Genomic DNA, 25,630 nt, shown 5'->3' on the forward strand with positions numbered 1-25,630 from the left:
CACACCGGCGATAGAGCCGGTACGGAAGCGCTAATGTCGATCTCGTGTCCACGCGGAGAGCGAAGATCCCAGCGACGAAGTACCCGGCCGAACGGTTCACCCTCGACAACGGCCTGCGTGTGGTGCTCACGCCGGACCGCAGCGCCCCGGTCATCGGGGTGGCTGTGGTCTACGACGTCGGCATCCGCTCCGAGCCGGAGGGACGCACCGGCTTCGCCCACCTCTTCGAGCACCTGATGTTCCAGGGGTCGGAGAACCTGGAGAAGCTGGCCCACTTCCGGCACGTCCAGGGCGCCGGCGGGACGTTCAACGGCTCCACCCACCTGGACTACACCGACTACTTCGAGACGCTGCCCGCCAACGCCCTGGAACGCGCGCTGTTCCTGGAGGCCGACCGGATGCGCGGCCCCCGGCTGACCGAGGAGAACCTGCGCAACCAGGTCGACGTGGTCAAGGAGGAGATCCGGGTCAACGTGCTGAACCGGCCGTACGGCGGGTTCCCCTGGCTGACGCTGCCCCCGGTGATGTTCGACACCTTCCCCAACGCGCACGACGGCTACGGCTCCTTCGACGACCTGGAGTCGGCGACAGTGGCCGACGCCGCCGACTTCTTCCGCCGCTACTACGCCAGCGGCAACGCCGTACTGGCGGTCAGCGGCGACATCGACGTGGCCGAGGCGACCACGCTCATCGAACGGCACTTCGGCGACGTGCCGGCCCGTCCCGCCCCGCAGCGGCCCGACTTCGCCGAGCCCGACCTGACCACCGAGCGGCGCAGCACGTACACCGACGCGCTGGCCCCGCTGCCGGCGGTGGCCGGCGCGTGGCGCGTGCCCGACCCGGTCGACGACTTCGCCGGCTACCTGCCCTACGTGGTGCTGGCCGAGGTGCTCACCGACGGCGACGCGTCCCGGCTGGTCGAGCGGCTGGTGCAGCGCGACCGGTCGGTCACCAGCCTCGGCGGGTACGTCGGTTTCATGGGCGACCCGTTCGACGTGCGCGACCCCACCGCGCTGCTGCTCCAGGCGCACCTGCCGCCCGGCGGCGACGTGGACAAGGTGCTGCGCACCATCGACGAGGAACTGGACCGGCTGGCGACCGACGGGCTGACCGACGGAGAGCTGGCGCGCACCCAGGCCCGGATGGCCACCCACCTGCTGCGCGACACCGACGCGGTGCTCGGCCGGGCGCTGCGGATGGCCGTGCTGGAACAGCAGCGCGGCGAGCCGGGCCTGCTCAACGAGCTGCCCCGGCTGGTCGGCGCGGTGACCGAGGACCAGGTCCGCGCCGCCGCCGCCACCCTGCGGCCCGAGCGCCGCGCGTCCGTCGAGGTCGTCGCCGGAGGAGCCCGATGACTGCTACTACTGTCCGGCCGCTGCCGGCGCTGCGCCCGAACCGCCGCCTCAAGGTGCCCAAGCAGGCCGAGCGCACGCTGCGCAACGGCCTCACCGTGATCGCGGTACGCCGCTCCGCCGTACCGCTGGTCGAGCTGCGACTGTGGATGCCGTTCGGGCGCACGCACCTGGCCCGCGGCGCGATGCTGGCGCAGACCATGCTCGCCGGCACGCAGGCGCACAGCGCCACCGAGATCGCCGCCGAGCTGCAGAAGGTCGGCGGCGGACTGACCGCCGGGCTCGACCCGGACCGGTTGATGCTCTCCGGCGCGGGCCTGGTCACCGGCCTGGACCGGATGCTGGAACTGCTCGCCGAGGTGCTCACCGGCGCCAACTACCCGGCCGACTGGGTGGAGACCGAACGGGACCGGCTGGTCGACCGCATCCAGGTCGCCCAGAGCCAGCCGTCGCACCTGGCCCGAACCGCGCTGCTCAAGCGGGTGTACGGCCGCCACCCGTACGCCGTGCAGACCCCCGACCCCGACCAGGTCCGGGCGGTCCGGCCGGCCGCGTTGCGCCGGCTGCACGCCGAGCGGGTACACCCGGCCGGTGCGGTGCTCGTGCTCGTCGGCGACGTGGCGCCGGAGCGGGCGCTGGACGCGGCCGAGCAGGCGCTCGCCGGCTGGCGCGGCGACGGCCACGTCGCCGAACTGCCGCCCGCGCCGCCGCTGGAACCCGGGCCGCTGCTGCTCGTCGACCGGCCCGGCTCGGTGCAGTCCTCGGTACGCCTCGCGCTGCCCGCGGTGCCCCGTACCCACCCGGACCACGCCGCGCTGCAACTGGCGAACCTCATCTTCGGTGGCTACTTCTCCTCCCGCTGGGTGGAGAACATCCGCGAGGACAAGGGCTACACGTACGGGCCGCACTCGCTCGTCGAGCACTCGGTGGCCGGTTCGGTGCTCATCGCCGGCGCCGAGGTGGCCACCGAGGTGACAGCGGCGGCGCTGGTGGAGACGAACTACGAGCTGGGCCGACTCGCCACGGTGCCGCCGAAGGCCGACGAGCTGGAGCAGGCCCGCCAGTACGCGCTCGGCACGCTCCAGCTCGGCATGTCGACCCAGGCCGGGCTCGCGTCGCTGACCAGCGCGTACGCCGGCAACGGGCTGCGGCTGGACTTCCTCGCCGAGCACGCAGCCCGGCTCGCCGCCGCGACTGTGGACGACGTGGCCGAGGTGGCCGCCCGCTACCTGGCGCCGGCCCGCGCGGTCACCGTCGTGCTCGGCGACGCCGAACGGGTGGCCGACTCGCTCGCCGCGCTGACACCGGTACGTACGGAATCCGCGTGAGCGGCGAGCCCGCGCCGCCGCTGGCCCGGTCCACGCTCGACCGGGCCGCCCACCGGCGTACCGACCCGGCCTGGCTGGCCGAGGCGTGGGAGCGGGCGCGGGTGCTGGTGCTCGACTCCGCCGCCGAGGGGCGTGCCCTGGTCCGGGGCGTGGCGAGCCCACCCGAACTGGTCCTGGTCGGCCCCGGCGACCTGCCCGAGGTGCCCCGGTCGGTGCCGATGTTCCTCGGCGTCGAGCCGGACGGCGTGCCGGTCTTCGCGGTCGACGGGCCGCTGCCGGCGCTGCCGGAAACTCGCCCGGCGCACCTGCGCGAGGTCGGCCACCTGATGACCGACCGGGACGCGGGCCTGTTCACCACCGCGCTGGCGCTGCTCAACTGGCACCTGCGGCACGGCTACTCGTCCACGACCGGGAAGGCGACGCAGGCCGACGAGGCCGGCTGGTCACGGATCGACCCGGGCGGCGACCGGGTCTGGCCGCGTACCGACCCGGCCATGATCGTGCTGGTGCACGACGGCATGGACGGCGCGGACGGCCGCTGCCTGCTCGGCAACAACGCGGCCTGGCCGCGCACCCCGGGCCAGCGCCGCTACTCCTGCCTGGCCGGATACGTCGAGCCCGGCGAGTCGGCCGAGGCCGCCGTGCTCCGCGAGGTCCGCGAGGAGGTAGGCGTCCCGGTCGAGGAGATCGCGTACGTGGGCAGCCAGTCCTGGCCGTTCCCCGGCTCGCTGATGCTCGGCTTCCTGGCCCGCGCCGACGCCGACGCGCCGATCCGGGTCGACCTGGCCGAGATCGCGCACGCGCGCTGGTTCACCCGCCGGGAGATCGGGGCCGCGCTGGCCGGCGAGCCGGTGCCGGTGGGCGGGGGAGACCGGCTGATCCTGCCGCCGCCGTCGTCGATCGCGCTGTTCCTGGTGCACCGCTGGCTCGACGGCCACTGCTGACCCGCCCTGGTTCCGCCCGCCCGCCCGTCGGGTTGGGGCGTTTCGGCTGGCGGGCGCAGGGCCGGGCGGGCACGGTCCCGGCCCGGACCGTCGTTGCCGCGACGGTCGCGGGCCGGGAACACGGGCCGTCGTGGCCGGGTGAGGCGATGATCGGCGGGGGAAGCCGGTCCGGCCACGACGGACGTCAGCGTCCGGTCATCCACCGTGCCAGCGGTACGGCTGCCCCGGTGCGGGCTCCTCGATGGGCAGCACCTTGACCCGGTGCCGGCCGGCGCGTACCGCCCCGACGGCGGACAGCGCTCGGGCGAGCAGGAGCGCGGCGTCCCGGTCCTCGGCGTGGACGACCTGGCGGCGGGGTTCCGGCGTGCTCGTCTCGTCCCGCAGGCGGCCCCCACCGGCCCAGGCGGCGGCGATGTCGGCGTCGGCGGCGGTACGGATCTCGGTGCGGACGATCAGGAACCGCATGGTGTCCCCCGGAGAGTGGACGGTTACCCGCTGGAACTTCCACGTCACTCCCGCGTCATGTTACGCCGATGTGTCCTCCCGACAAGTGGAACGCGCCACCTCGACCGATCGGGGGATGCCAGGTCAGCACCGTTGTCGGGGCCGGACACGCGAGGGGGCCGCCGGCGTGACGCCGACGGCCCCGAACGTTCGCCGGATCAGTCCAGATCGAACTGACCGTTCTTCGCTCCGGCGAGGAAGCCGAGCCAGCCGGCCCGGTCGAACAGCAGGACCGGCCCGCTCGGGTCCTTGCTGTCCCGCAGCGCCATGGTCGCCGGCCCGGTGCCGAGCGGCGCGACCTCCACGCAGTTGGAGGTCTGGCTGCGGGTGCTCTTGCGCCAGGCGGCGCCCACGAGCTGTCCCGAGAGGGCGGTCGTGCTGGTACGGATCTTGTTCATGGTGCTTGCTCCTGGTGAGGTGCTCCGATGGGACCGAGCGACGCCGGAGCGCGGACGGTGTCCCTACCGGATCACCGCTCCGTGGTGAGGCGCCCCGAGTCCCGGCGGCGCTGGGTCGGCGCCGTTGCCGGCCCGTACACCGCCGTGGACTCGACTGCCGTGCCGGTCAGCCGTCCTGTCGCCTCGATCAACCAGGAGAGGGTGTCCGATGCGGAGAGTGCCGACGAGCATAGCCACTCGAACACCACTTTATAGCGATTTAGGGTGTTCACCTCGGTCGACATGACGTCGGTGAACCCACCTTCGATGGCCAATGTCTCCGGATCGAGCGGATCGGCGAACCGGTAGACCGAGAACGCGGTCGGCGGAAGGTACCAGTCGCCGACCCGGGTGTCCCGCAACAGCAGCAGCAACGTCACGTTCGGGAGCAGGGCCATCTCGCACAGGTGGACGAGCTGGTCGTGCAGCACCTCCGGCGGGCCGGCCCGCCGGCCGAGGGCGGCCTCCTCCAGCACGGCCGTGTACCGGGGCACGTCGGGGGAGCGGGTCAGCAGCGACTGGCGGGCCTGCCGCGCGCGTACCTCGGTTTCCGGGTCCTCGTGCTCCTGGTCGCCGGCCTGGGCGGCGACCTGCGCGGCCGACATGATCCGGTGCCGGGCGTACCCGGGCGTCTGCAGCAGCCCCGGGACCAGCACCGGGTTGTACTCGGAGATCTCCGCGCAGCCGGCCTCCAGCTCGGCGAAGGCGCGCTGCTGCTGGGTCATCACCGGGAAGTTGCGCAGCCAGCCGCGCATGTCGCCGGCCTCGTGGGTGATGCCGGTCAGCTCCGCGCGCTGCTCCTCGTCGGCGCCGTAGAGCGTCAACAGCACGTCCACGTCGTCCGGGTCGGGCCGGCTGCGGCCGTTCTCCAGGCGGGACAACTTGGATGCGGAGGCCCAGCCGATCCGCTCGATGACCTGGTCACCGGTCAGACCGGCCTGTTCGCGGAGCCGGCGCAGCTCGATGCCGAGTCGACGGCGGCGCAGAATCGGGCCTGGTACGGCAGGAGGCACGGCGTCCTCTTTCCCGTCGACCGTCGCAGGACGCGACGGTAACTGTATGAAATTCGCCCCCCACGGTCAGTATGGACGTCGCGACCGGCGTCGGAGGTTCCGGCACGGGCGTGTCACGAGACAAAAAGAGGACTGTGGAGGGTGTCTTCACCAGCGCCCACCCCCGACGCGCCCCTGGTGGCGCACCCCTGCCGGAGGCAACCCGATGCGCACCGTCCTGCGCCGCCCCGACTTCCGTCTCCTCTTCGCCGCAGTGGTGGCGAGCATGGCGGCGGAGTCGGTGCTGCTGCTCGCCCTGGCCGTCTGGGTCAAGGATCTGACCGGGTCGGACAGCATGGCGGGGGCGACCATCTTCGCGGTCATCGCACCGATGGCCCTCGCCCCGCTCGTCGGCTGGGTGGTCGACCGCTACCGCCGGAAACCCTTCTTCATCGCCGCCAACCTGGTCGCCGCGGCGCTGCTCAGTCCGCTGCTCACGGTCCGGGACCGCTCCGACGTCTGGGTGATCTACGTGGTCGCGGCGTTCTACGGACTGTCGTACATCACCCTCGCCGCCGTGCTCAACGGACTGATCCGGCATCTGGTTCCGGCCGAGTCGCTGGCCGACGCGAACGGACTGCTGCAGACGGTCCGGCAGGGCCTGCGGCTGATCGGGCCGCTCGCCGGGGCGGGCGTCTACGCCGCCGTCGGCGGCTGGCTGCTCGCCGTCCTGGCCATGACCGGATTCCTGGTGGCCGCGGCGGTGGTCGGCCGGCTGCGGGCGCAGGAGCGGGAACCGTCCCGGTCCGGCCGCCGCGGGCCGTCCGAGCTGAGCGCCGGGCTGCGCCACCTGACCGGCGAGCCGGCGCTGCGCCGGGCGCTGCTCGGGTACGGGCTCGGCTCGCTGGTGATGGGCTTCACCGAGTCGCTGATCTTCGCGTACGTCGACCTGGGTCTGCGCCGTGAGGCCGCGTTCGTCGGCGTGCTGGTCATGGTGCAGGGCGTCGGCGGCCTGGTCGGCGGCCTGTTCTCGGCCGCCGTGGTCCGCCGGTACGGCGAAGTCGGGGCGCTGGCCGCCGGGGTGACGTTCTTCGGACCGGCCGCGCTGGCGCTCGCGTACCCCCGGTTGTGGCTCGGGGTGGTGGCGCTGCTGCTGGCCGGCCTGTCGCTGCCGCTGACCATGGTGGGGTYGAACACGCTGATCCAGCGGCGGACGCCGCCGCGGCTGCTCGGCCGGGTCACCGCGGCGTCGGAGGCCCTGGTCAGCGGTCCGCAGGCGCTCTCCATCGGCACCGGCGCGCTGCTCGTCGGGGTGTTCGACTACCGGCTGCTGTTCGCAGTGGTCGGGGCGGTCACCACGGCGGCCGGTCTCTACCTGTGGCGGGGCCGCGGGCTGAGCGCGCCGGTCGCCGGGCCGGTGCGGATCCCGGGGCCCCGGAAGCCGGCCGACGACGGCGTGCTCAGTCGGGGCGGCTCCTGAACGACGGCGAGCGGCCGTACCCGGGTCGGGTACGGCCGCTCGCAGTGTCGCGGGAGATCAGCCGGGCAGCGCGGCCAGGTGCTGCTTGACCTGGTTGATCGAGGGGTTGGTCAGGGCGCTGCCGTCGGCGAAGCGCAGCGTCGGGACGGTCTGGTTGCCGCCGTTGACGCTCATCACGAAGTCCGCGGCCGCGGGGTCCTGCTCGATGTCGACCACCTCGTACGCGATGCCCTCCCGGTCGAGCTGCGACTTCAGCCGGTGGCAGTAGCCGCACCACGGGGTGGAATACATCGTCAGCATGGTCTGGTCCTCCAAGGGGTGGCTCGCGCCCGGTCCGATCAGGCCAGGCTAACCGCTGCAACGTCACACGATGCTGGGATGATTCCCTGCTGTGGGCGTTCACTCAGGTGCGGAACGGGTGCTGGCCGGGCTGGATCCGGAGCAGCGGTCCGCGGTGACCGCCCCGGCCGGGCCGGTCTGCATCCTGGCCGGCGCCGGCACCGGCAAGACGCGGGCGGTGACGTCGCGGATCGCGTACCGGGCGCTGACCGGCGACATCGCCGGCCGGCACGTGCTGGCGGTCACGTTCACCGCCCGCGCCGCGGCCGAGATGCGCAGCCGCCTCACCGTGCTCGGCGTGCAGGGGGTGCAGGCGCGCACGTTCCACGCGGCGGCGCTGCGGCAGGTCCGCTACTTCGCGCCCCGGCTGCTGGCCGGGCGGGCCATGCCGGAGCTGCTGGACAGCAAGGTGCGGGTGGTCACGCTCGCCGCCGCCAAGGTCGGGCTGCGCGCCGACCGGGCCGCCGCGCGCGACCTCGCCGCCGAGATCGAATGGGCCAAGTCGTCGCTGGTCGAGCCCGGGGAATACGTGGTCGCCGCGGCCAAGGCGCTGCGCGAGACGCCGTACGAGCCGGCCCGGGTGGCCGACGTGTTCGACGCGTACGAGCGGCTCAAGCGCGGCAACGGGGTGATCGACTTCGAGGACATGCTGCGCGCCGCGGTCTGGGGCATCGAGGAGCACCCGGACGTCGCCGAGCAGGTGCGCAACCAGTACCGGCACTTCGTGGTCGACGAGTACCAGGACGTCAACCCGCTCCAGCAGCGGCTGCTGGAGGCGTGGCTGGGTGGCCGGGACGACCTGACAGTGGTCGGCGACGCCAGTCAGACGATCTACTCGTTCACCGGCGCGACCTCGTCGTACCTGGTCGACTTCCCCCGGCTGCACCGGGGCGCGACAGTGGTCCGGCTGGTCCGCGACTACCGCTCCACCCCGCAGGTGGTCGGGCTGGCCAACGCGGTGATCTCCCAGGCGCGGGGCACCGAGGCGCGGCTGCGGCTGGAGCTGCACGGCCAGCGCCGGCCCGGTCCGGAGCCGGAACTGCGGATCTTCACCGACGAGCCGGCCGAGGCGAACGCGGTCGCCGCCCGCTGCCGGGCGCTGGTCGCGGGCGGCACCCCGGCGCGGGAGATCGCTGTGCTGTTCCGCACCAACGCGCAGTCCGAGGCGTACGAGAAGGCGCTTTCCGAGGCCGGCGTGCCGTACGTGCTCCAGGGCGCGGAGCGGTTCTTCGAACGGCCCGAGGTGCGCCAGGCGATGATCGCGCTGCGCGCCGCCACCCGGTCGGCGTCCGTCGACACGCCGCTGCCGGCCGCCGTGGTCGAAGGGCTCTCGGCGGTCGGCTGGGCGCCCGACGCGCCCCCGCCCGGCGGCGCCGCGCGCGAGCGGTGGGAGGCGCTCGCCGCGCTGGTCCAGCTCGCCGAGGAGTACGCCGCCGACGCCGAGGCGGAGCCGGGGCTGACCGGGTTCACCGAGGAACTGGCCCGGCGGGCCGCCCAGCAGCACGTGCCCACCGTCGAGGGGGTCACGCTCGCGTCGCTGCACTCGGCGAAGGGGCTGGAGTGGGACGCGGTGTTCCTGGTCGGGCTGGCCGAGGGCACGCTGCCCACCACGTACGCGAAGACCATGGAGCAGGTCGAGGAGGAACGGCGGCTGCTCTACGTCGGGATCACCCGGGCCCGGGAGTGGCTCTGGCTGTCGTACGCCACGGCGCGCTCGCCGGGTGGGCGGGCCCGGCGGCCGTCGCGGTTCCTGCCGCAGCTCGACCGCTCCGGCGGCGGCGAGCGGGCCGGCGGCGGCGGACCGGCGCGGCGGGCCGAGCGGCGCCGGCCGCAGGTGGTCTCGTGCCGGATCTGCGGCGCGACGCTGCTCGCCGGCGCGGACCGCAAATTGGGCCGCTGCCCGACCTGCCCGTCGGACATCGACGAGGAGCTGTACGAACGGCTGCGCGATTGGCGGCAGCGGGTCGCGGGAGCGCAGAAGGTGCCGGCGTACGTGGTCTTCACCGACGCCACGCTCACCGCGCTGGCCGAACGGAAGCCCGGTCGCACCGAGGAACTGGTGGCGATCGCCGGGATCGGGCCCCGAAAAGTCGGGCTTTACGGTGATACGGTCCTCGCCCTGGTGGCGGGCGCCACGGTGGACGAGGTCTGCTCACAGAAAACTTCTGAAAACTAGCCGTAAATCGTTTGCCCTCGCCCGAGGGCGAGGAATAGCCTCATGACACACCTCGCGAGCGGCGCTGTTCTGGCTGCTCAACGGGGATGAGTCCACGGTCGGCACGAGGAGAGTAGGGAGGTGGCACCAGTGAAGATCTTCAACTATGAGCGTCTCGCGGCGATGCCGTCTGCCGTCGCTCCGCTGTCGGCTGTCCGGGTGGCCCTCGCCGCTCGACCGTCGGCTCCGCAGGTGCACCAGGTCCAGGTTCAGGCCGAGCTGAACCTGACCGTTGCGCCGATCGCCGGAGTCGAGGGGACCAGTGGCTTCGCGGGCAAGGGCATCGATGGCGCCAAGAAGCGCACGGATGTCCGCGGCGTTCCACCTCGAGGTAGACCGGTCTGATCCATCAGACGCCGGCTCACCTCGAGGCCGCGGAACCCGCATACCGGGATCCGCGGCCTCAGTTTTTTGTCCCGCCGAAGTACGTCGGAATGCGATCCACGAGATCGAAGTGAGAGAGAGGTGACCGGAGGATGAGTCTGGCGTTGGCCCCCCTCGACGTGAGCGTCGACGTGGAGGCGAACCTGCCCTGCCGGAAGTTCGACCCCGACCTGTGGTTCTCCGACTCGCCCGCCGAGCTCGAGCTGGCCAAGTCGCTCTGCGGGGACTGCCCGCTGCGCGTCGAGTGCCTGGCCGGGGCGGTCGAGCGAGCCGAGCCCTGGGGCGTCTGGGGCGGCGAGATCTTCGAGCGTGGCGCGGTCGTTCCGCGCAAGCGGCCCCGTGGCCGTCCGCGCAAGGAGGACCTCGCCCGCGACGCGCAGCTCAGGGTCGAGGCGGAGGCGCGACTGGCGGCCAGCGGGCTGTCCGAGTCGCGTAGCGCCGTCCGGCTGGCAGCCTGACACACCTACGTTCCAAGACCGACCGATGCCGGTGTCCCTCCACCGGCCGACCTGAGAGAGAAATTCTGATGCTGAACCTGCCGAACGGATTCGAGATGCAACTACTCCACGAAGCGTTGTCCAGGGCCCGAATGCGCCGGCCTCAGGCCGGTCGCACCACCACGAGCACTGAGGCAACCCGTTCCGCCCGTACCGTCGCCATGCGGAGTCGCAGCCAGTCGGCACGCGACCTGGGCGTCCTGTAGAACGATCGCGTGAGGAAGGGGCGGTGACCTGCTGGTCACCGCCCCTTCGCCTGCTCCGTGCCCAGCCGGTGCTCAGGGCACCGGCGCGAAGCCGGGCAGCCAGCGTTCCAGGATCGACCGGTAGGACGCCTTCGCCTCCAGCTGGCAGAGCACGCCGATCGAACCCAGCGTGACCCGATGGATCATCAGATACGACGGGGGCAGGTTGAGCTGGCGGCTGAGCTGGTACGCGGGGGAGCGGGGACTGGCCAGCCGGGTCGCCTCGGCGCGCAGCCAGGTCCGGGTGAAGCGGAACTCGTCGGCCGCGATCGGCTCCAGCATCGGACGCAGGAAGTCGAGCACCGCCGGGGCGTCGATCGACTCGGTGCGGCTGACGAAGCCCTCGGCACGCAGCCCCTCCACCACGGCGTCGGCGTCGCCGTTCAGCGCGAGCGCCGCGATCCGGCCGATCGGCTCCGGCGTGCCCTGCGGCATCCGGGCCACCGCGCCGAAGTCGATCACACCGAGCCGCCCGTCCGGGAGCAGCCGGAAGTTGCCCGGGTGCGGGTCGGCGTGCAGCAACCCGGCCCGCTCCGGCGCGGAGAGGTGCAGCTCGGCCATCAGCCGGCCGGCCTCGTCGCGCTGCTCCTCGGTGCCCTCCCGGATGATCTGGGACAGCGGGATGCCCTCGACCCACTCGGTGATCAGCACCCGGGGCGCGGCGTCGAGCACCTCCGGGATGAAGATGTCCGGGTCGTCGGCGTACGCGGCGGCGAACGCGCGCTGCGACTCCGCCTCCAGCTCGTAGTCCAGTTCCTCGGTGATGCGCTCGCGCAGTTCGGCCAGGAGCGGCTTCACGTCCAGCCCCGGCTGGATCGCCCGGAACATGCCGCCGAGCCGGGAGAGCTGCTTGAGGTCGGCGAGCAGGGCGTCACCTGCGCCCGGGTACTGGATCTTCACGGCCACGTCCCGGTGCTGCGGGCCGCCGTTCGGGCCGTACCCGGGGTCGCGCCAGAGGGCGCGGTGCACCTGGCCGATGCTGGCCGCCGCGGCCGGGGTGTCGTTGAACTCGACGAACCGGTCGCGCCAGTCCGGGCCGAGCTGCTCGGCGAGCACCTTGTGCACTGTCGCCGCCGGCAGCGGCGGGGCGGCCTCCTGGAGCTTGGTGAGCGCCTGCCGGTAGGGTGCGGCCACCTCCTCGGGCAGCGCCGCCTCGAACACCGACAGGGCCTGGCCGAACTTCATCGCCCCGCCCTTGAGCTGCCCGAGCACGCTGAACAGCTGCTCGGCGGTGCGCTGCTGGATCTCGGCGGAGATGACGTCGGACGCGAGCCCGGTCACCCGCTTGCCCATGCCGAGGACGGTTCGACCGGCGAATCCGAGCGGCAGGGCGGCGAGTTTGGCGGTGCGGGACACGGCCCGGCGCGGGATGTCGGTCACCCGGCCATTGTTACCGACTCGGGGCCCTCGCTGCTGCCGTGCGGCCGGGAGCGGCCGGGGCCGACCGGATCGGGCGACGCCGGCAGCAGCCACAGGAGGGGTGCGGCGGCCACCGTCGGTGACGCACCCGGCCCGGGGCTGCGACCTCCACCGCGCCGCCGAGCGTCTCCGGGTGGCCGCCGTCGAGCTGGGCCAGCGCCTCGGCCGTGGCGAACGCGGCGGCGGCGAGCCGGGTGGTGGCGGCGCAGGCCCGCTCGCCCCGGTCGGCGGCGAGCTGGGCGGCGAGCGCCGGCCAGTCCGGGTCCCGGTCGCCGCGGTGCAGGTCGAGGCAGCGCAGGCACGGACCGACGGGTGGGCGGACCAGCGGGCCGATCACGGGTACGCCGCCGCGCAGGTCGAGCAGCAGGTGGGGCTGGCGTCGGCGGGCGTACCCGGTGGCCAGCAGCTCGGCCGGCCGGTCCACGCCGAGCTGCACCACCAGGTCCGGCCGGGCCGCCCGGATCGGGGTCGTGGCAGTGCCCGGCGCGCACCGCTCCAGCGCCGCGCGTACCGCCGGGCCCAGCGGCCGGCCCAGCTCCGCGGCGGTCAGGCCGGTCCCGACCAGGTCGCCGACGCCGACCGGGCCGGCCAGATCGGGTACGACGTGCCCGACGCCGGCCTGGGCCAGCGCGACGGCGACCGCCGCGCCGAGTCGTCCCGTGCCGGTGACCAGCACCCGGGCGGACCGGCGGCGGCGCAGCAGCCGGGCCGGTGTGCCGGGCAGGTCGGGGCAGGTCAGCGCCAGCGCGGCGGCCTCGGCTGCCAACCGGGTCCGGACCGCGCCGGCGAGGTCACGGGGGAAAAGGGCCTGCGCGGGCACCACCAGGCCGGCGTCGCGGAGCGTGTCGAGCAGCGCGCGTGCCTCGTCGGGCGGCACCCGGGCGGCGCCGGCCTCGGCCAGCACGGCGCGTTCGCTGCGGGTGCCGTCGAGCAGGTCGAGCAGGCGGGCCGTGCCCGGCGAGGACATCTCCAGCAGCACCGCCCGGCCGGGCAGCTCACCGAGTTGGAGCGTATGGCGGTCGCGCCAGAGCCGGGTCAGGCCGGGCAGCAGGATCGGACGGACGAGCGGTGTCGGATCGGTCACGGCACCGATAGTGACCGTCTCCAAGCGCTCCGTCGTTCGTTGTCCACAGGTGCGGCGAGCCGTGGCCAGCCTTGTCCACAGGATCTCGCCGGTTTTCCACAACTGGCGGGTAACTGTGTCGGTTACCCGACGGGGAGGGCGGCCGAGGGCCGCCCTCCCCGTGGAGCGGTCAGACCTTGGCCTTGCCCAGGATGCGGTTCACTGTTGTGCCGCACACCGGGCACTTGCCCTTGGCCATGTTCATGCCGGTCTTCGAGACCTCCACGTGCCCCTCGAAGTCCCGCTTCTCCTTGCACTTGACGCAGTAACCGTTGTAGGTCTGGGCCTGGTCGGCCACGGTAGCCTCCTCGTCTCGTCCGCCGGAGGTTGTCCCGGCGGTCTCCCTGCGGCCGAACGTGACGTCGGCGCCGGGGGGTTCTCCGCGATCAGTCACCTGACCGTGGTTGGCGGACCCTACCCAGGTCTGGGCGGTTCCATGTCAGCTGTACGCCGACTCTGTGAGCTAGTCGACGTCGAGAGTGTGCATGCCGAGTTACGTCGGATAAGTCAGTTTCGCGCGGACACGCCGGGTAAAAGCGCCCAGATCCCCTTCGTGTGCCCCTGACGCCGGTCACTCACCGTAGATCACTTAACGTTGCAGAGGGTCGGTTGGTGATGGTCATCTACCAGCGCAAAGAATTTTTTCTGGACTCCTGACAATCAACCGCCATTTTCCGGGCGCGTGTCGTCGTGTTGACTCTTGCGGAGTCCTGGTCAGTACGCATTAGCTTTCCATCGTGACAGTCAACCGAGGCTGCGCGGGCCGGTAATGGCCGTGACGCGGAAGCCCGTCGTCGAGGTACGGCGCAGTCAGCGCCGGCGGCGCACGGTGTCCGCGTACCGGGACGGGGAGCGCGTCGTCGTGCTGATCCCCGACCAGTTCTCCCGGGCCGAGGAGAGCGAGTGGGTCGACCGGATGCTGGCCCGGCTCGCCGCCCGCGAGGGCCGGCTCGCCCGCTCGGACGCCGAACTGCTCGCCCGCGCCCGCCGCCTGATCGACAGCTACCTTCCCGAGTACGGCTCGGCCGCCGTGCCCGCGAGCGTGCGCTGGGTGACCAACCAGAACGGCCGCTGGGGCTCCTGCACCCCCGCCGACCGCACCATCCGGATCTCGCACCGGATCCAGGACATGCCCGACTGGGTGATCGACTACGTCCTCCTGCACGAGCTGACGCACCTCATCGTGCCCAGTCACAACGCCGAGTTCTGGGCGCTGGTCGCCCGGTACCCGCGCTCGGAGCGGGCGCGCGGCTACCTGGAGGGCGTGGCCGCCACCGCCGCCATCCCCTGACCGCGCCCCCGCCCTCTGGCGCCCGCGCGGTCGATCATGAAGTTGACCTGGTGATCCGTCCGTTTCGTCACCGTCAACTTCATGATCGCGTGTGGGGTGGGGTTAAGGTCGGCGGGTGTCCCGACGTGTGGTGGTGGCGTTGCTCGGCCCGGTGACCTGGACGCCGCCCGGAATCGAGCCGGCGCGATGGCGTACCGCCCTCGCCGAGGACGTGGTGGACCTGCTGGCCACGCTGAACGAGGTGGAGACCGCCGTCGCGGTCGCCGCGCGGGACCGCTGGCTGGCCGACGCCGTGGTTTGGCCCGGCACCCCGGTGTACGAGGTGCCGGAGCCGACGCCGAACGCGGTGTTCGCGGCGCTCGCCGCTGCCGGCCCGGAGGCGGGCTACGACCAGGTGGCAGTGGTGGCGGCGGACGCGCCGGACGTGCCGGGGCTGACGCTCGGCAAGCTGCTGCGGCCGCTGACCACCCGGCCGGTGGCGGTGGCCCCGGTCGAGGGAGGCGGAACCGGGCTGCTGGGAGTGGCTGCTCGACTGCCCGTACCGGCGTGGTTGCCGGCGCTGGACCTGGACACGACCGCGCCGGCCGAGGTGCGCCGGGCCGCGCCGAGCCCGGGGGACGTGGCGGTCACCGCCGGCTGGCGCCGGATGCGCGGTCCCGCCGACCTGGCCGCGCTCGACCCGGCCGTCGAGGGCTGGGAGGCCACCCGGGCCCTGCTGTCCGGCCGCCCCGTCTGACCCGTACCCCCACTACCTCGCCGCGCATCCGGCCACTCCGCCGATCTTGGAGTTGTGGTGCCTGACAAACGTCGCTACCCGGGCATCCTGGGCGCCACAACTCCAAGATCGACGGGCCGGGCCGGGCCGGGCCGGGGCGGGCCCGGGGGTGTACTGCGTCAGCGCTTGTCGTCGTCCTCGCCGGGGGACTTCTCCTCCGGGGCGCCCGGCGCGGAGAAGTCGAAGTTCGCCAGCTCGTCGTCGAGATCGGTGCTGGTCGTGGCGAACGCCTCCGGCGCGGCGAAGTCGTCGTCGGAGGGCAGCAGGTCCGGGTGGCCCCAGATCGCGTCCCGGCCGGCGATGCCGCGGTGCTCGGTCAGCGCCGCCCACAGCACAGTGGCCTCGCGCAGCCGGCGGGGCCGCAGTTCGAGACCGACGAGCGCGGCGAACGTCTGCTCGGCCGGGCCACCCGCGGCGCGGCGGCGGCGGAACGCCTCGCCGAGGCGTACGACGTTGGGGAGGCGGTCACCGGCGGCGCTGTCGACGACGTGGCAGACCCAGCCCTCGACCAGGGCGAGTACGGTCTCCAGCCGGGCCAGCGACGCCTTCTGCGCGGGAGTGTCCTCGGGCGTGAAGATGCCCTCCAGCGCGATCGCCTGCATCGACTCCGGGTCGGTCGGGTCGACCCGGCCCATCGCCTCCTCGATCGCCTCCCGGTTGACCCGGATGCCCGCGGCGTAGTTCTCCACCGCCGTCAGCACGTGCCCGCGCAGCCACGGCACGTGCTGGAACAGCCGCTGGTGGGCGGCCTCGCGCAGGGCCACGTAGAGGCGTACCTCGTCCTCGGGCAGCTCCAGGCCCTCGCCGTACGCCTTGATGTTGGCGGGGACGAGCGCGGCGGTGCCGGCGGGGCCGAGCGGCAGGCCGATGTCGCCGGCGGAGAGCACCTCGGCGGCGAGCGAGCCGAGCGCCTGGCCGAGCTGGCCGCCGAAGAGCGCGCCGCCCAGCGTGGCGACCATCGACTGCATCGGGCCGAGCTGGGCGCGGGCCTCCGGCGGCACCAGGTCGCCCATCGCGCCGACCATCCGGCTGGCGACCGGGTCGCAGAGCTTGCGCCACACGTCGAGCGTCTTGAAGATCCACTCGTTGCGGTTCCAGGCGACCGAGGTGCGGATGCCGGAGGGCCACGAGGTCGCCGGCTCCAGCCAGAGGTCGGCGATGCGCAGCGCCTCCTCGACCGCGTTGCGTTCGAACGGCGACACCGCCGGGTCGCCGGCGGCGGCGAGCTGGCTGGCGGCTACCTGCCGGGCGAGGTCCCAGTTGACCGGCCCGCTGCCCGGCGCCGAGAGCAGGTGCTGCAACTGCGACATGAACTGCTGCATCGCCGCGGGATCGTTGGGGTCCGGTGGTTGACCACCCGGGAGCGCGAAACCGAACGGAATATCAGGCACGACGTCTACGGTACGCGGGCCCCGCCGCAGGTCGTGCCACTCGGCGTTGCGCTGAGGGCGAAGTCCTCGGGTCACCGCGCCGGGCGGCGGGGCGCGGATCGGTACGCTCTGGCGCATGAGACGTCGCGGCGTGACCGTCCTGCTCGGTGCCCTGCTCACCGCACTGCTCAGCGTCGGTGTGCTGAGCGTGCCGCTGCCGTACGTGGTGCTCGGCCCGGGTCCGACGGTGAACACGCTGGGCAGCGAGGACGGCAAGGAGGTCATCCAGGTGACCGGCCGCTCGACGTCGACGTCCGCCGGTCAGCTCCGGCTCACCACGGTCGGCGTGCAGCCGACGGTGCGGCTCCGGTCGGCGCTGGCCGGATGGTTCTCCTCGGACGAGGCGGTGGTGCCGCGCGAGCTGGTCTACCCGCCGGGGCAGTCGCAGGAGGAGGTCGAGAAGCGCAACGCGGAGGACTTCCAGAACTCGCAGACCAGCGCCGAGACGGCGGCCCTGCGTGAGCTGGGCTACCCGATCAAGGTGCTGGTCAAGGCGGTCACGGCGGGCGGGCCGTCGGCCGACGTGCTGCGCCCCGACGACGTGCTCACCTCGGTCGACGGGGTGCCGGTGACGAGCGCGGCCAAGCTGACCGAGCTGATCCGGTCGAAGCCGGCCGGCACCGCGCTGCGGATCGGCTACACCCGTGGCGACACCCCGGGCACGGCCACGGTGACCAGCCAGGAGCAGGACGGCCGGCCGCGGATCGGCGTGGAGATCGACCAGCAGCAGCCGCACCCGTTCACCCTCAAGATCGACCTGGGGGACATCGGCGGGCCGAGCGCCGGGCTGATGTTCTCGCTCGGCATCATCGACAAGCTGGAGCCGGCCGACCTGACCGGCGGCAAGATCATCGCCGGTACCGGCACCATCGACGACGAGGGCCGCGTCGGCCCGATCGGCGGTATCGCGCAGAAGCTCGTCGGCGCCAAGGAGGCCGGCGCGAACGCGTTCCTGGTGCCCGCCGACAACTGCGCCGAGGCCGTCCGCAACCCGCAGCCGGGCCTGCCGATGCTGAAGGTCGCCACGCTGGACGAGGCATTGAAGGCACTCGAGGCGCTGCGTACCGGGGGACAGCCGACGCGCTGCTGAAGCGGCCGGGACCACGACTGCTGTGCCGATCGTGACGTGACCTTGACCCGACGTGCTCAGGATGACCCCGTACTCTTGGTGCCTGGTCGGAGCCGATCACATCGAGCGTGCGGAGCCAACAGTGGTCATGCGTAGCAGTCCCTTGCCGAGGATGAGCCGACGCGGACGCGTCACCATCGGTGTCCTGATCGGGGTGTTCGTCTTGTTCACCCTGCTCGGCTGGGGCGTCAACGCATGGACGGACTGGCTCTGGTTCAACGAGGTCCGCTACACCCAGGTCTTCACCGGCGTGCTCGCCACCCGGCTGCTGCTGTTCCTGGTGGTCGGCGTCGGCATGGCGCTGATCGTGGCCGGCAACCTCTGGCTCGCCTACCGGCTGCGACCCCGGATGCGCCCGCACTCGGCCGAGCAGGCCACGCTGGAGCGCTACCGGATGCTCCTGAGCCCTCGCCTCGGCACCTGGATCGCGCTCGCCGCCGCCGTCGTCGGGCTGTTCGCCGGCCTGTCCGCGCAGAGCCGGTGGAGCCAGTGGCTGCTGTTCCGCAACGGCGGCGACTTCGGCGTGAAGGACCCCGAGTTCGGCATCGACGTCGGCTTCTACGTCTTCCAGCTCCCGTTCTGGCGCTACCTGCTCGGCGTCGGCTTCACCGCCGTCGTGCTGTCCCTGCTCGGCGCGCTCGCCGTGCACTACATCTTCGGCGGGGTGCGGCTGCAGGGCGTCGGCGACCGGATGACGAACGCCGCCCGCGCCCACCTCAGCTCGCTGGTCGCGTTCTTCGTGCTGCTCAAGGCCGTCGCGTACGTGCTGGACCGGCGGGCCATGCTGCTGGAGTACAACGACAGCGCCAAGCTCTACGGCGCCGGCTACGCCGACGTCAACGCGCTGCTGCCGGCGAAGGAGATCCTCGCCTGGATCTCCGTCCTGGTGGCGCTGGCGATCATCGTGTTCTCCAACGCGGTCATGCGGAACCTGGTCTGGCCGGGCATCTCGCTCGCCCTGCTCGGCGTCTCCGCGGTCGCGATCGGCGGCATCTACCCGTGGGCCGTGCAGACGTTCGAGGTCAAGCCGAGCGCCCGGGACAAGGAAGCGCCGTACATCGAACGCAGCATCAAGGCCACCCGCACCGCGTTCGGCCTCGAAGGCACGAAGACCACACCGTACGCGGCGAGCAACCTCGTTCCACCCGCCAGCCTGGCCACCGACACCTCGGTGGTGCAGAACATCCGGCTGCTCGACCCGCAGCTGGTCTCCGAGACGTACACCCAGCTCCAGCAGGTACGTGGCTTCTACGACTTCGGCTCGAAGCTGGACATCGACAGGTACTCGGTCAAGGACAAGACCTCCGACTACGTGGTCGGCGTCCGTGAGATCAACTACGGCGAGCTGACCGACCAGCAGAGCAACTGGATCAACCGCCACACCGTCTACACCCACGGGTACGGCCTGGTGGCCGCCCCGGCGAACCAGGTGGTCTGCGGCGGTCAGCCGTACTTCGTCTCCGGCTTCCTGGGTGAGAAGGCGCAGGAGGCGTGTTCCTCGCCGGCCGAGGAGATCCCGGCCCAGCAGCCGCGGATCTACTACGGCGAGCGGATGGAGCCCGGGGACTACGCGATCGTCGGCCAGAACGGCGACCGCAACGTCGAGTTCGACCGGCCCACCTCCACCGGTGGCGAGCAGTACTACACCTACAGCGGCGAGGGTGGCGTCAAGATCGGTTCGTTCCCGCGCCGCCTGCTCTACTCGATCAAGGAGCAGGAGCCGAACTTCCTGCTCTCCGAGGCGGTCAACGAGAACTCGAAGCTGCTCTACGTGCGCAACCCGCGTGACCGGGTGGAGAAGGTCGCCCCGTTCCTCACGCTCGACGGCGACCCGTACCCGGCGGTCGTGAACGGCCGGGTCCTGTGGATCATCGACGGCTACACCACGGCGGCGACCTACCCGTACGCCGAGCGGGTCAACCTCCAGGCGGAGACCGCCGACGAGCTGACCGGCCGGGGCACGTTCCAGCTCGCCCGGGAGAACGTCAACTACATCCGCAACTCGGTGAAGGCGACTGTCGACGCCTACGACGGCACGGTCAAGCTCTACTCGTACGACGACACCGACCCGGTCCTCAAGGCGTGGAACAAGGCGTTCGGCGGTGACCTGGTGCTGCCCAAGGGCGACATCCCGGCCGAGCTGGCCGAGCACTTCCGCTACCCGGCGGACATGTTCAAGGTGCAGCGCAACCTGCTCACCAAGTTCCACGTCACCGACCCCGGCGACTTCTACTCCGGCCAGGACTTCTGGCAGGTGCCGAACGTGCCGGACGCGCCGGACAGCGGGCAGAAGCAGCCGCCGTACTACCTCTTCACCCAGTTCCCCGGGCAGGAGGGGCCACGCTTCCAGCTGACCTCCGCGGTCACCCCGAACGGGCGGCAGAACCTCGCCGCGCTGGTCTCCGGCTCGTACGTCGACGGCAAGCCACAACTGGAGGTGCTGGAGCTGCCGGACCAGACCCGGATCTCCGGGCCGACGCAGGTGCACCAGCAGATGACGAACAACGGCGACATCCGGCAGCAGCTCAACCTGCTCTCCTCGAACCAGGCCCAGGTGCAGTACGGCAACCTGCTCTCGCTGCCGTTCGCCGACGGCATGCTCTACGTCGAGCCGGTCTACGTGAAGAGCAGCAACCAGGACGCGTACCCGCTGCTGCAGAAGGTGCTGCTCTCCTACGGTGACGGCGGCTCGTACGTGGTGCTCGCCAACAACCTCAACGACGGCATCAAGCAGCTCGTCGAACAGGGCAAGCGGGCGCCGAACAACAACCCGCCGCCGAGCACCGACGACAACGAGACGCCGACGCCGACGCCGACCGGGGGTGACAACAACACCCCGCCGGCGACCGGCGAACTGGCCCAGGCGGCGGCCCGGGTGCAGACCGCGATCAGCGAGGTCAAGGCCGCGCAGGCGTCCGGCGACTTCGAGCGGTACGGGCGCGCGCTGAAGGCGCTGGACGAGGCGATGAGCGCGTTCCAGCAGGCACAGTCCGCGGCCGGCGGCTCGGGCAACCCCGCGCCGTCGGGCAGCGCCTCACCGCCGGCGCCCACGTCGCCCGCGCCCACGCCGAGCGGCTGACGCCGAGCCGACACCACGAGCCCGTGGTCCGGGACCGCAACGGTCACCCGGACCCCGGGCTCGTGTCGTCTTCCGGACTCCCCGCCCGCAACCCCGGACCGCACTGCGCCGTCAACAGTGCAGGTGGACGTGTGGGGGCGGGAGGGCACATGCGGGACGCGAACAGCTTCGACGACTTCTACCGCAGCACGTCGGGGCGGGCCATCCGGTACGGCTACGCGGTGGCCGGCGACCCGGCCGAGGCCCAGGACCTCGTGCAGGAGGCGTACGCGCGGGCCTGGCGGCAGTGGGCGAAGCTCGCCGCCCATCCCGCTCCGGAGGCGTGGCTGCGGCTGGTGATCAGCCGGCTGGCGGCCGACCGGTTCCGGCGGCTGCGCGGGTGGCGCCTCGCGGCCAGCCGCACCGGGCCGCCGCCCGACGTCGGGCCGCCGGGCGAGGACACCGTGCTGCTGGTCGGGGCGCTGCGGCAGCTTCCGCCCCGGCACCGGCAGGCGCTCGCCCTGCACTACCTGTTCGACCTGCCGGTGGAGGAGATCGCCCGGGAGGCCGGGGTTCCCGCCGGCACTGTGAAGTCCTGGCTGTCCCGGGGACGGGCCCGGCTGGCCGAGCTGTTGCCCGGCGTCGCCGCCGAGGAGCTGGAGGTCAACGATGTCGCCTGAACTGCACCGCTACTACCGGTCCCTCGCCGCCGACACGGACGAGCGGGTGCTGCCGGCGCCGGACCGGCTGCGCCGCAGCGCCGACCGCTGGGCCCGCCGCCGGGCCGCGCTGACCGTCCTGGCCGCCGCCGGGCTGGTCGCGGGCACGGTGGCCGGCAGCCAGCTGGTGCTCGCCGCCGGGCCGGGCCCCGACCCGGCTCCACCGCCCGCGGGTACGCCCACCCCGCGGCCGTCGTCCGTCGCGCCTTCGGTCGTGCCGTCGTCGCCGCCCCCGCCGTCGCCGTCCGTCGGCCGTACCCCCGGCTCGCGGAGCCCGGCCGTGACCACCACGCCGCCGGCCGCGGCGACCCTGACCACGATCCCGGACCGGGCGTTCTTCGTGCTGCCGGCCGCGAACGACGCCGGTACCGGCAACTACTTCGGCCCGGGGCCGGTGCTGCCGGTGCTCTGCGGCGCGAGCCCCGGCGACGAGCGGGTGGTGGCGCAGCGGGCCCGGTCGCTGCCGTACCGGCGGGCCGGGGCCACGGCCGACGAGGTGCCGTCGGGCAACTACCGGCACAGCATCACGATCTACCGGTCCGGCGGCGCCGGCGCCGCGTTGGCCGAGCTGCGCGCCGCGGTGCGGGCCTGCCCCGAGCAGCCCGCCCGGGGTACGCCGCCGGTGACGGTGCGGCAGCGTCTGCTGCCCGACAGCGGGTACGGCGACGAGTCGGTGCTGTTCGAGACGCGGACGCCGTACCGGGACGCGAACGGCGATCCGAGCGGCGGCGACGAGGTGCACCTGATCCGGGCGGTCCGCGTCGGTGACGTGGTGTCGCTGCTGTGGGAGCAGGGCTGGGAGAGCACCTCGACCGAGCGCGCCCAGTTCGACGCGGACAGCCGCCGGGCGGTCGAGGCGGTCCGGCGGTGGCTGGACTGAGTACCCGTTTTGCGCCTCCCCGGGTCGGTGCGCTACGGTTGTCGAGCCGACGCGGGGTGGAGCAGCTCGGTAGCTCGCTGGGCTCATAACCCAGAGGTCGCAGGTTCAAATCCTGTCCCCGCTACTCGTGACGAAGGGCCCCGGAGTTCTCTCCGGGGCCCTTCGCCGTTTCCGCCTGCCGCCGGTCCGCGCGGGCCGGCGGCAGGATCGGGGACCCGGCTGATCTCCGGGATCGGAGTGCGATAAGCTTTACGAGCCGACGCGGGGTGGAGCAGCTCGGTAGCTCGCTGGGCTCATAACCCAGAGGTCGCAGGTTCAAATCCTGTCCCCGCTACTCGTGACGAAGGGCCCCGGAATTCTTTCCGGGGCCCTTCGCCGTGTCCGGCGACATCCGCCCTCATCCGCCGTGCCCCGGTTGCGGGTCTCGGCGAGGATGGGGGGCATGTCTGCATGGAACAAGTGGTGGGGCCGCCTGGGCGCGGTCCTCGGTACGGTCGTGCTCTCGGTGTTCGTGCCGGTCGCGGCCTGGGCGTCGTCGGGCACCGGCGAGATCGTGGTGGAGGCGGCGCGCCGGCGCGGCCGCGGCGGGTTCGGCTTCCTCGGCCTGCTCTGCTGCCTCGTGGTGGTCGGCGGCATCGTCCTGCTGGTGCTGCTGCTCACACGCGGACGCCGCAACCGCCCTCCGCGCTGACCCGGGCCCGCCCGCCCCTGGTTGATCATGAAGTTGGCGGTGCGCCGCGTCCGATTTGTCGCCGCCAACCTCATGATCGCCGGGCAGGGCGGTCGGTCGGGCGCGGCGGGCGGGTCAGCTCGCCAGGGCGGCGTTGGCCTGGGCCATGAAGCGCGAGGTGGCGGTGCGGGCGCCGGAGCGCTTGCCGCGGATGCTCTCGGCCGCGTCGATCAGCAGGGTGCGGACCTTGGCGTGTCCCTTGGGCGGCGGCGCGGGTGACGGACCGGCCAGCCCGTCCAGTTCGGCGCCGAGCGCGGCCATGCGCTTCTCGGACCGGTCGGTCAGCTCGCCGGCGACGAACGAGCGCACCTGCTTGCTGGCGTTGAGGCCGCGCTCCACGCCGAGGAGCCGGCCGGCCGCCACGTTCGTGGTCAGGAAGTCGATCACGTTCGCCACCACCTCCGGGTGGCGGGTGCCCTGGAAGCCGGCCCAGTACATCGACGCCCGGGGCCACTGGGCGGCGGGCGTGCCCGGAAAGGCCACCGCCGCCAGCTCGTCGTCGGTCAGGCGTTGCAGCTCCGGCAACTGGTGCGACCAGGCGAACGAGGCCGCTGTGTGCCCGGTGACCACGAGCTGGCGGGCCAGCTCGCCGCTGTCCGCCTGCTCGACCAGCGCGGCGCTCGGGGTGGCCCGGCCGAAGCGGGCCACCTCCCAGAACTCGAACCAGTCGAGCAGCTCGGCCGAGCTGAACCCGAGCTGCCGCCCCCGGTACATCTCGCTGCCCTGGCCGCGCAGCCACAGCCAGAGCGCCCGGTAGTCGCCGGAGGCGTCCATGGTGCCGGCCACCCGGTTGCCGGAGGCGCGGGTCACGCGGGCGGCCCAGGCGACGTACTCCTTCCAGGACATCCCGGTGCGCGGCTCGGGCTGGCCCAGCCGGCGCAGCAGCGCGCGGTTGAACACCAGCGCCGCGCTGGTCTGCGCGGCCGCCACGCCCACGGTCCGCTCGTCCACCTGGCCGTAGCGGGCCAGCTGCGCCGGCACCTCGCGCAGGTCGATCCGCCCGTCGGTGGCGTACGGGCTGAGGTCGAGCAGGATGTCCCGGCCGGCGTACTCGGCGAGCAGCGTGTCGTCGATCTGGAACAGGTCCGGCGGGTTGCCGCCGGTGGCCTGGGTGGCCAGCCGGTCGTAGTAGCCGCTCAACCCCTGCCAGGTGACCCGGAAGCTGACCCGGGGGTTCTGCTGCGAGTACAGGCGCAGCGCCTGCTCGGTGGCCGCCGCCCGCCGGTCGCCGCCCCACCAGAACACCGACAGCTCGACCGGGCCGTCGTCGACGGCAGCCTCCTCCGGGCTGCACCCGGCCAGTGCCGGCAGCCCGCCGCCGAGCAGCGGCAGCCCGGCGAGCGCGCCGAGAAGCCGTCGCCGGTCCAGGCCGGGACGGGGTACGGACTGCGCAGCGGGCACGGATCTCTCTCCGAACGTCGGTGGACGGATCATTTCACCGGCCCCTACGGCGGGGTGTCAACGCCGGGCGGGACCTCCGGTGGGCGCGCCGGGCGGCCCCCGCCGGTCATGGTGTACTAGCGCCGTGGAACTTCTGCATTCGGGCAAGGTCCGGGACGTCTACGCCGACGGCGAGGACCTGATCCTGGTCGCCACCGACCGCGTCTCCATCTACGACGTGGTGCTGCCGACCCCGATCCCGGACAAGGGCCGCCTGCTCACCGCGCTGTCGCTGTGGTGGTTCGAGCAGCTGTCCGACCTGGTGCCGAACCACGTGATCTCGGCGACGGACGTGCCGGCGGAGTTCGCCGGCCGGGCGATCCGCTGCCGCCGGCTGGACATGGTGCCGGTCGAGTGCGTGGCCCGGGGCTACCTGACCGGCGGCGGCTTCGCGGAATACCAGCGCACCGGCTCGGTCTCCGGGGTGCCGCTGCCGCGCGGCCTGGTCGAGGCGTCGATCCTGCCCGAGCCGATCTTCACGCCGTCGACGAAGGCGCCGAAGGGCGAGCACGACGAGCCGATCACGTACGAGCAGGTGGTCGACAAGGTCGGCCCGGAGGTCGCGGAGCGGCTGCGGCAGATCACCATCGACGTCTACCGGCGCGGCGCGGAGATCGCCGCCGAGCGGGGCATCCTGATCGCGGACACGAAGCTGGAGCTGGGCTGGGCGGCGGACGGCACGCTGGTTCTCGGCGACGAGGTGCTCACCTCCGACTCGTCCCGGTTCTGGCCGGCCGAGTCGTACCAGCCGGGCCGCGCCCAGTTCTCCTACGACAAGCAGTACGTGCGGGACTGGGCCACGTCCAGCGGCTGGGACAAGCAGCCGCCCGCGCCGGAGGTGCCGGCCGAGGTGATCGAGGCGACCCGGGCCCGCTACGTCGAGGTGTACGAGAAGCTCACCGGCAACCGCTGGGACTGA

General features: G+C 72.7%; 24 protein-coding genes and 2 tRNA genes. 17 read left to right on the forward strand and 9 right to left on the reverse strand.

The annotated features are described in order from the left end of the window. Positions 1 to 44: 44 nt before the first annotated feature. Genes A8711_RS02405 through nudC form a run of 3 tightly spaced genes read left to right on the forward strand, consistent with a single transcriptional unit; the run spans position 45 to position 3,624 of the window. Positions 45 to 1,355, forward strand: a complete 1,311-nt coding sequence (locus tag A8711_RS02405; RefSeq protein ID WP_064447904.1) for a pitrilysin family protein — start codon at positions 45 to 47, stop codon at positions 1,353 to 1,355. Continuing rightward, positions 1,352 to 2,680, forward strand: coding sequence for a pitrilysin family protein (locus A8711_RS02410; protein WP_069087337.1), 1,329 nt, complete (start codon positions 1,352 to 1,354; stop codon positions 2,678 to 2,680). Before A8711_RS02405 ends, A8711_RS02410 begins: the two co-directional genes overlap by 4 nt. Beyond that, positions 2,677 to 3,624: an NAD(+) diphosphatase gene (nudC, locus tag A8711_RS02415; protein WP_064447903.1), complete on the forward strand. Its 948-nt coding sequence runs from the start codon at positions 2,677 to 2,679 to the stop codon at positions 3,622 to 3,624. Before A8711_RS02410 ends, nudC begins: the two co-directional genes overlap by 4 nt. A gap of 195 nt (positions 3,625 to 3,819) precedes the next feature. Here nudC and A8711_RS02420 read toward each other — a convergent pair whose 3' ends face one another. The 3 genes from A8711_RS02420 to A8711_RS02430 form a co-directional block, all read right to left on the reverse strand. Continuing rightward, on the reverse strand, positions 3,820 to 4,089 hold the full coding sequence (locus tag A8711_RS02420) for a hypothetical protein (RefSeq protein ID WP_064447902.1): 270 nt from the start codon (positions 4,087 to 4,089) through the stop codon (positions 3,820 to 3,822). Between the two features lie 197 nt (positions 4,090 to 4,286). Next, a complete protein-coding gene (locus A8711_RS02425) occupies positions 4,287 to 4,526 on the reverse strand; it encodes a DUF397 domain-containing protein (RefSeq protein ID WP_069087338.1) in 240 nt (79 codons plus the stop codon). A gap of 71 nt (positions 4,527 to 4,597) precedes the next feature. Next, positions 4,598 to 5,578: a helix-turn-helix transcriptional regulator gene (locus A8711_RS02430; protein WP_030503665.1), complete on the reverse strand. Its 981-nt coding sequence runs from the start codon at positions 5,576 to 5,578 to the stop codon at positions 4,598 to 4,600. Positions 5,579 to 5,783: 205 nt separating this feature from the next. Here A8711_RS02430 and A8711_RS02435 point away from each other — a divergent pair, with 205 nt between their 5' ends. Continuing rightward, the gene (locus A8711_RS02435) at positions 5,784 to 7,037 is read left to right on the forward strand and encodes an MFS transporter (protein ID WP_069087339.1); all 1,254 of its coding nucleotides are present in this window, start codon (positions 5,784 to 5,786) and stop codon (positions 7,035 to 7,037) included. Positions 7,038 to 7,094: 57 nt separating this feature from the next. On the opposite strand, the gene A8711_RS02440 is transcribed toward A8711_RS02435, so the two are convergent. Further along, entirely contained in the window at positions 7,095 to 7,337 is a 243-nt protein-coding gene (locus tag A8711_RS02440; RefSeq protein WP_043328458.1) for a mycoredoxin, read from the reverse strand. Positions 7,338 to 7,428: 91 nt separating this feature from the next. On the opposite strand from A8711_RS02440, the gene A8711_RS02445 reads away from it, so the two are divergent. The 3 genes from A8711_RS02445 to A8711_RS02450 all read left to right on the forward strand — a co-directional run bounded on the left by A8711_RS02445 (position 7,429) and on the right by A8711_RS02450 (position 10,433). Then, a complete protein-coding gene (locus A8711_RS02445) occupies positions 7,429 to 9,552 on the forward strand; it encodes an ATP-dependent DNA helicase UvrD2 (protein ID WP_043328460.1) in 2,124 nt (707 codons plus the stop codon). 129 nt (positions 9,553 to 9,681) lie between these two features. Then, entirely contained in the window at positions 9,682 to 9,936 is a 255-nt protein-coding gene (locus A8711_RS31295) for a hypothetical protein (protein WP_082931090.1), read from the forward strand. A 131-nt stretch (positions 9,937 to 10,067) separates the two neighbouring features. Further along, complete coding sequence (locus tag A8711_RS02450) at positions 10,068 to 10,433, forward strand: WhiB family transcriptional regulator (protein ID WP_030503670.1); 366 nt, start codon at positions 10,068 to 10,070, stop codon at positions 10,431 to 10,433. A 317-nt stretch (positions 10,434 to 10,750) separates the two neighbouring features. On the opposite strand, the gene A8711_RS02455 is transcribed toward A8711_RS02450, so the two are convergent. From A8711_RS02455 to A8711_RS32670, 3 genes are all read right to left on the reverse strand, one after another. Next, complete coding sequence (locus A8711_RS02455; protein ID WP_069087340.1) at positions 10,751 to 12,097, reverse strand: AarF/ABC1/UbiB kinase family protein; 1,347 nt, start codon at positions 12,095 to 12,097, stop codon at positions 10,751 to 10,753. A 10-nt stretch (positions 12,098 to 12,107) separates the two neighbouring features. After that, a complete protein-coding gene (locus A8711_RS02460; RefSeq protein WP_140946507.1) occupies positions 12,108 to 13,220 on the reverse strand; it encodes a TOMM precursor leader peptide-binding protein in 1,113 nt (370 codons plus the stop codon). 169 nt (positions 13,221 to 13,389) lie between these two features. Beyond that, complete coding sequence (locus tag A8711_RS32670; RefSeq protein ID WP_007464795.1) at positions 13,390 to 13,557, reverse strand: DUF5679 domain-containing protein; 168 nt, start codon at positions 13,555 to 13,557, stop codon at positions 13,390 to 13,392. A gap of 471 nt (positions 13,558 to 14,028) precedes the next feature. On the opposite strand from A8711_RS32670, the gene A8711_RS02465 reads away from it, so the two are divergent. Together A8711_RS02465 and A8711_RS02470 are read left to right on the forward strand one after the other, a co-directional pair. Next, positions 14,029 to 14,550 (forward strand): M48 family metallopeptidase, encoded by a 522-nt coding sequence (locus tag A8711_RS02465; RefSeq protein ID WP_043328464.1) that lies wholly within the window; start codon positions 14,029 to 14,031, stop codon positions 14,548 to 14,550. Positions 14,551 to 14,665: 115 nt separating this feature from the next. Beyond that, the gene (locus A8711_RS02470; protein ID WP_069087341.1) at positions 14,666 to 15,286 is read left to right on the forward strand and encodes a hypothetical protein; all 621 of its coding nucleotides are present in this window, start codon (positions 14,666 to 14,668) and stop codon (positions 15,284 to 15,286) included. Between the two features lie 158 nt (positions 15,287 to 15,444). Here A8711_RS02470 and A8711_RS02475 read toward each other — a convergent pair whose 3' ends face one another. Further along, positions 15,445 to 16,716 (reverse strand): zinc-dependent metalloprotease, encoded by a 1,272-nt coding sequence (locus A8711_RS02475; RefSeq protein ID WP_082931089.1) that lies wholly within the window; start codon positions 16,714 to 16,716, stop codon positions 15,445 to 15,447. 115 nt (positions 16,717 to 16,831) lie between these two features. On the opposite strand from A8711_RS02475, the gene A8711_RS02480 reads away from it, so the two are divergent. The 7 genes from A8711_RS02480 to A8711_RS02510 all read left to right on the forward strand — a co-directional run bounded on the left by A8711_RS02480 (position 16,832) and on the right by A8711_RS02510 (position 23,232). Then, positions 16,832 to 17,845, forward strand: a complete 1,014-nt coding sequence (locus tag A8711_RS02480) for a PDZ domain-containing protein (RefSeq protein ID WP_176722737.1) — start codon at positions 16,832 to 16,834, stop codon at positions 17,843 to 17,845. A gap of 127 nt (positions 17,846 to 17,972) precedes the next feature. Beyond that, a complete protein-coding gene (locus A8711_RS02485) occupies positions 17,973 to 20,963 on the forward strand; it encodes a UPF0182 family protein (protein WP_233607763.1) in 2,991 nt (996 codons plus the stop codon). Positions 20,964 to 21,112: 149 nt separating this feature from the next. Beyond that, positions 21,113 to 21,622, forward strand: coding sequence for an RNA polymerase sigma factor (locus tag A8711_RS02490; RefSeq protein ID WP_043328470.1), 510 nt, complete (start codon positions 21,113 to 21,115; stop codon positions 21,620 to 21,622). After that, the gene (locus A8711_RS02495; RefSeq protein WP_069087343.1) at positions 21,612 to 22,541 is read left to right on the forward strand and encodes a hypothetical protein; all 930 of its coding nucleotides are present in this window, start codon (positions 21,612 to 21,614) and stop codon (positions 22,539 to 22,541) included. Before A8711_RS02490 ends, A8711_RS02495 begins: the two co-directional genes overlap by 11 nt. 50 nt (positions 22,542 to 22,591) lie before the next feature. Beyond that, positions 22,592 to 22,665, forward strand: a tRNA-Met gene (locus tag A8711_RS02500). A 136-nt stretch (positions 22,666 to 22,801) separates the two neighbouring features. Next, a tRNA-Met gene (locus A8711_RS02505) sits at positions 22,802 to 22,875 on the forward strand. 108 nt (positions 22,876 to 22,983) lie between these two features. Then, positions 22,984 to 23,232: a hypothetical protein gene (locus A8711_RS02510; RefSeq protein ID WP_043328474.1), complete on the forward strand. Its 249-nt coding sequence runs from the start codon at positions 22,984 to 22,986 to the stop codon at positions 23,230 to 23,232. Between the two features lie 114 nt (positions 23,233 to 23,346). On the opposite strand, the gene A8711_RS02515 is transcribed toward A8711_RS02510, so the two are convergent. Continuing rightward, positions 23,347 to 24,672: an ABC transporter substrate-binding protein gene (locus A8711_RS02515; RefSeq protein ID WP_069087344.1), complete on the reverse strand. Its 1,326-nt coding sequence runs from the start codon at positions 24,670 to 24,672 to the stop codon at positions 23,347 to 23,349. A gap of 124 nt (positions 24,673 to 24,796) precedes the next feature. Here A8711_RS02515 and A8711_RS02520 point away from each other — a divergent pair, with 124 nt between their 5' ends. After that, positions 24,797 to 25,630: a phosphoribosylaminoimidazolesuccinocarboxamide synthase gene (locus tag A8711_RS02520; protein WP_043328477.1), complete on the forward strand. Its 834-nt coding sequence runs from the start codon at positions 24,797 to 24,799 to the stop codon at positions 25,628 to 25,630.

Source organism: Micromonospora sp. II (assembly GCF_001709195.1).
Taxonomy (GTDB): domain Bacteria; phylum Actinomycetota; class Actinomycetes; order Mycobacteriales; family Micromonosporaceae; genus Micromonospora; species Micromonospora chalcea.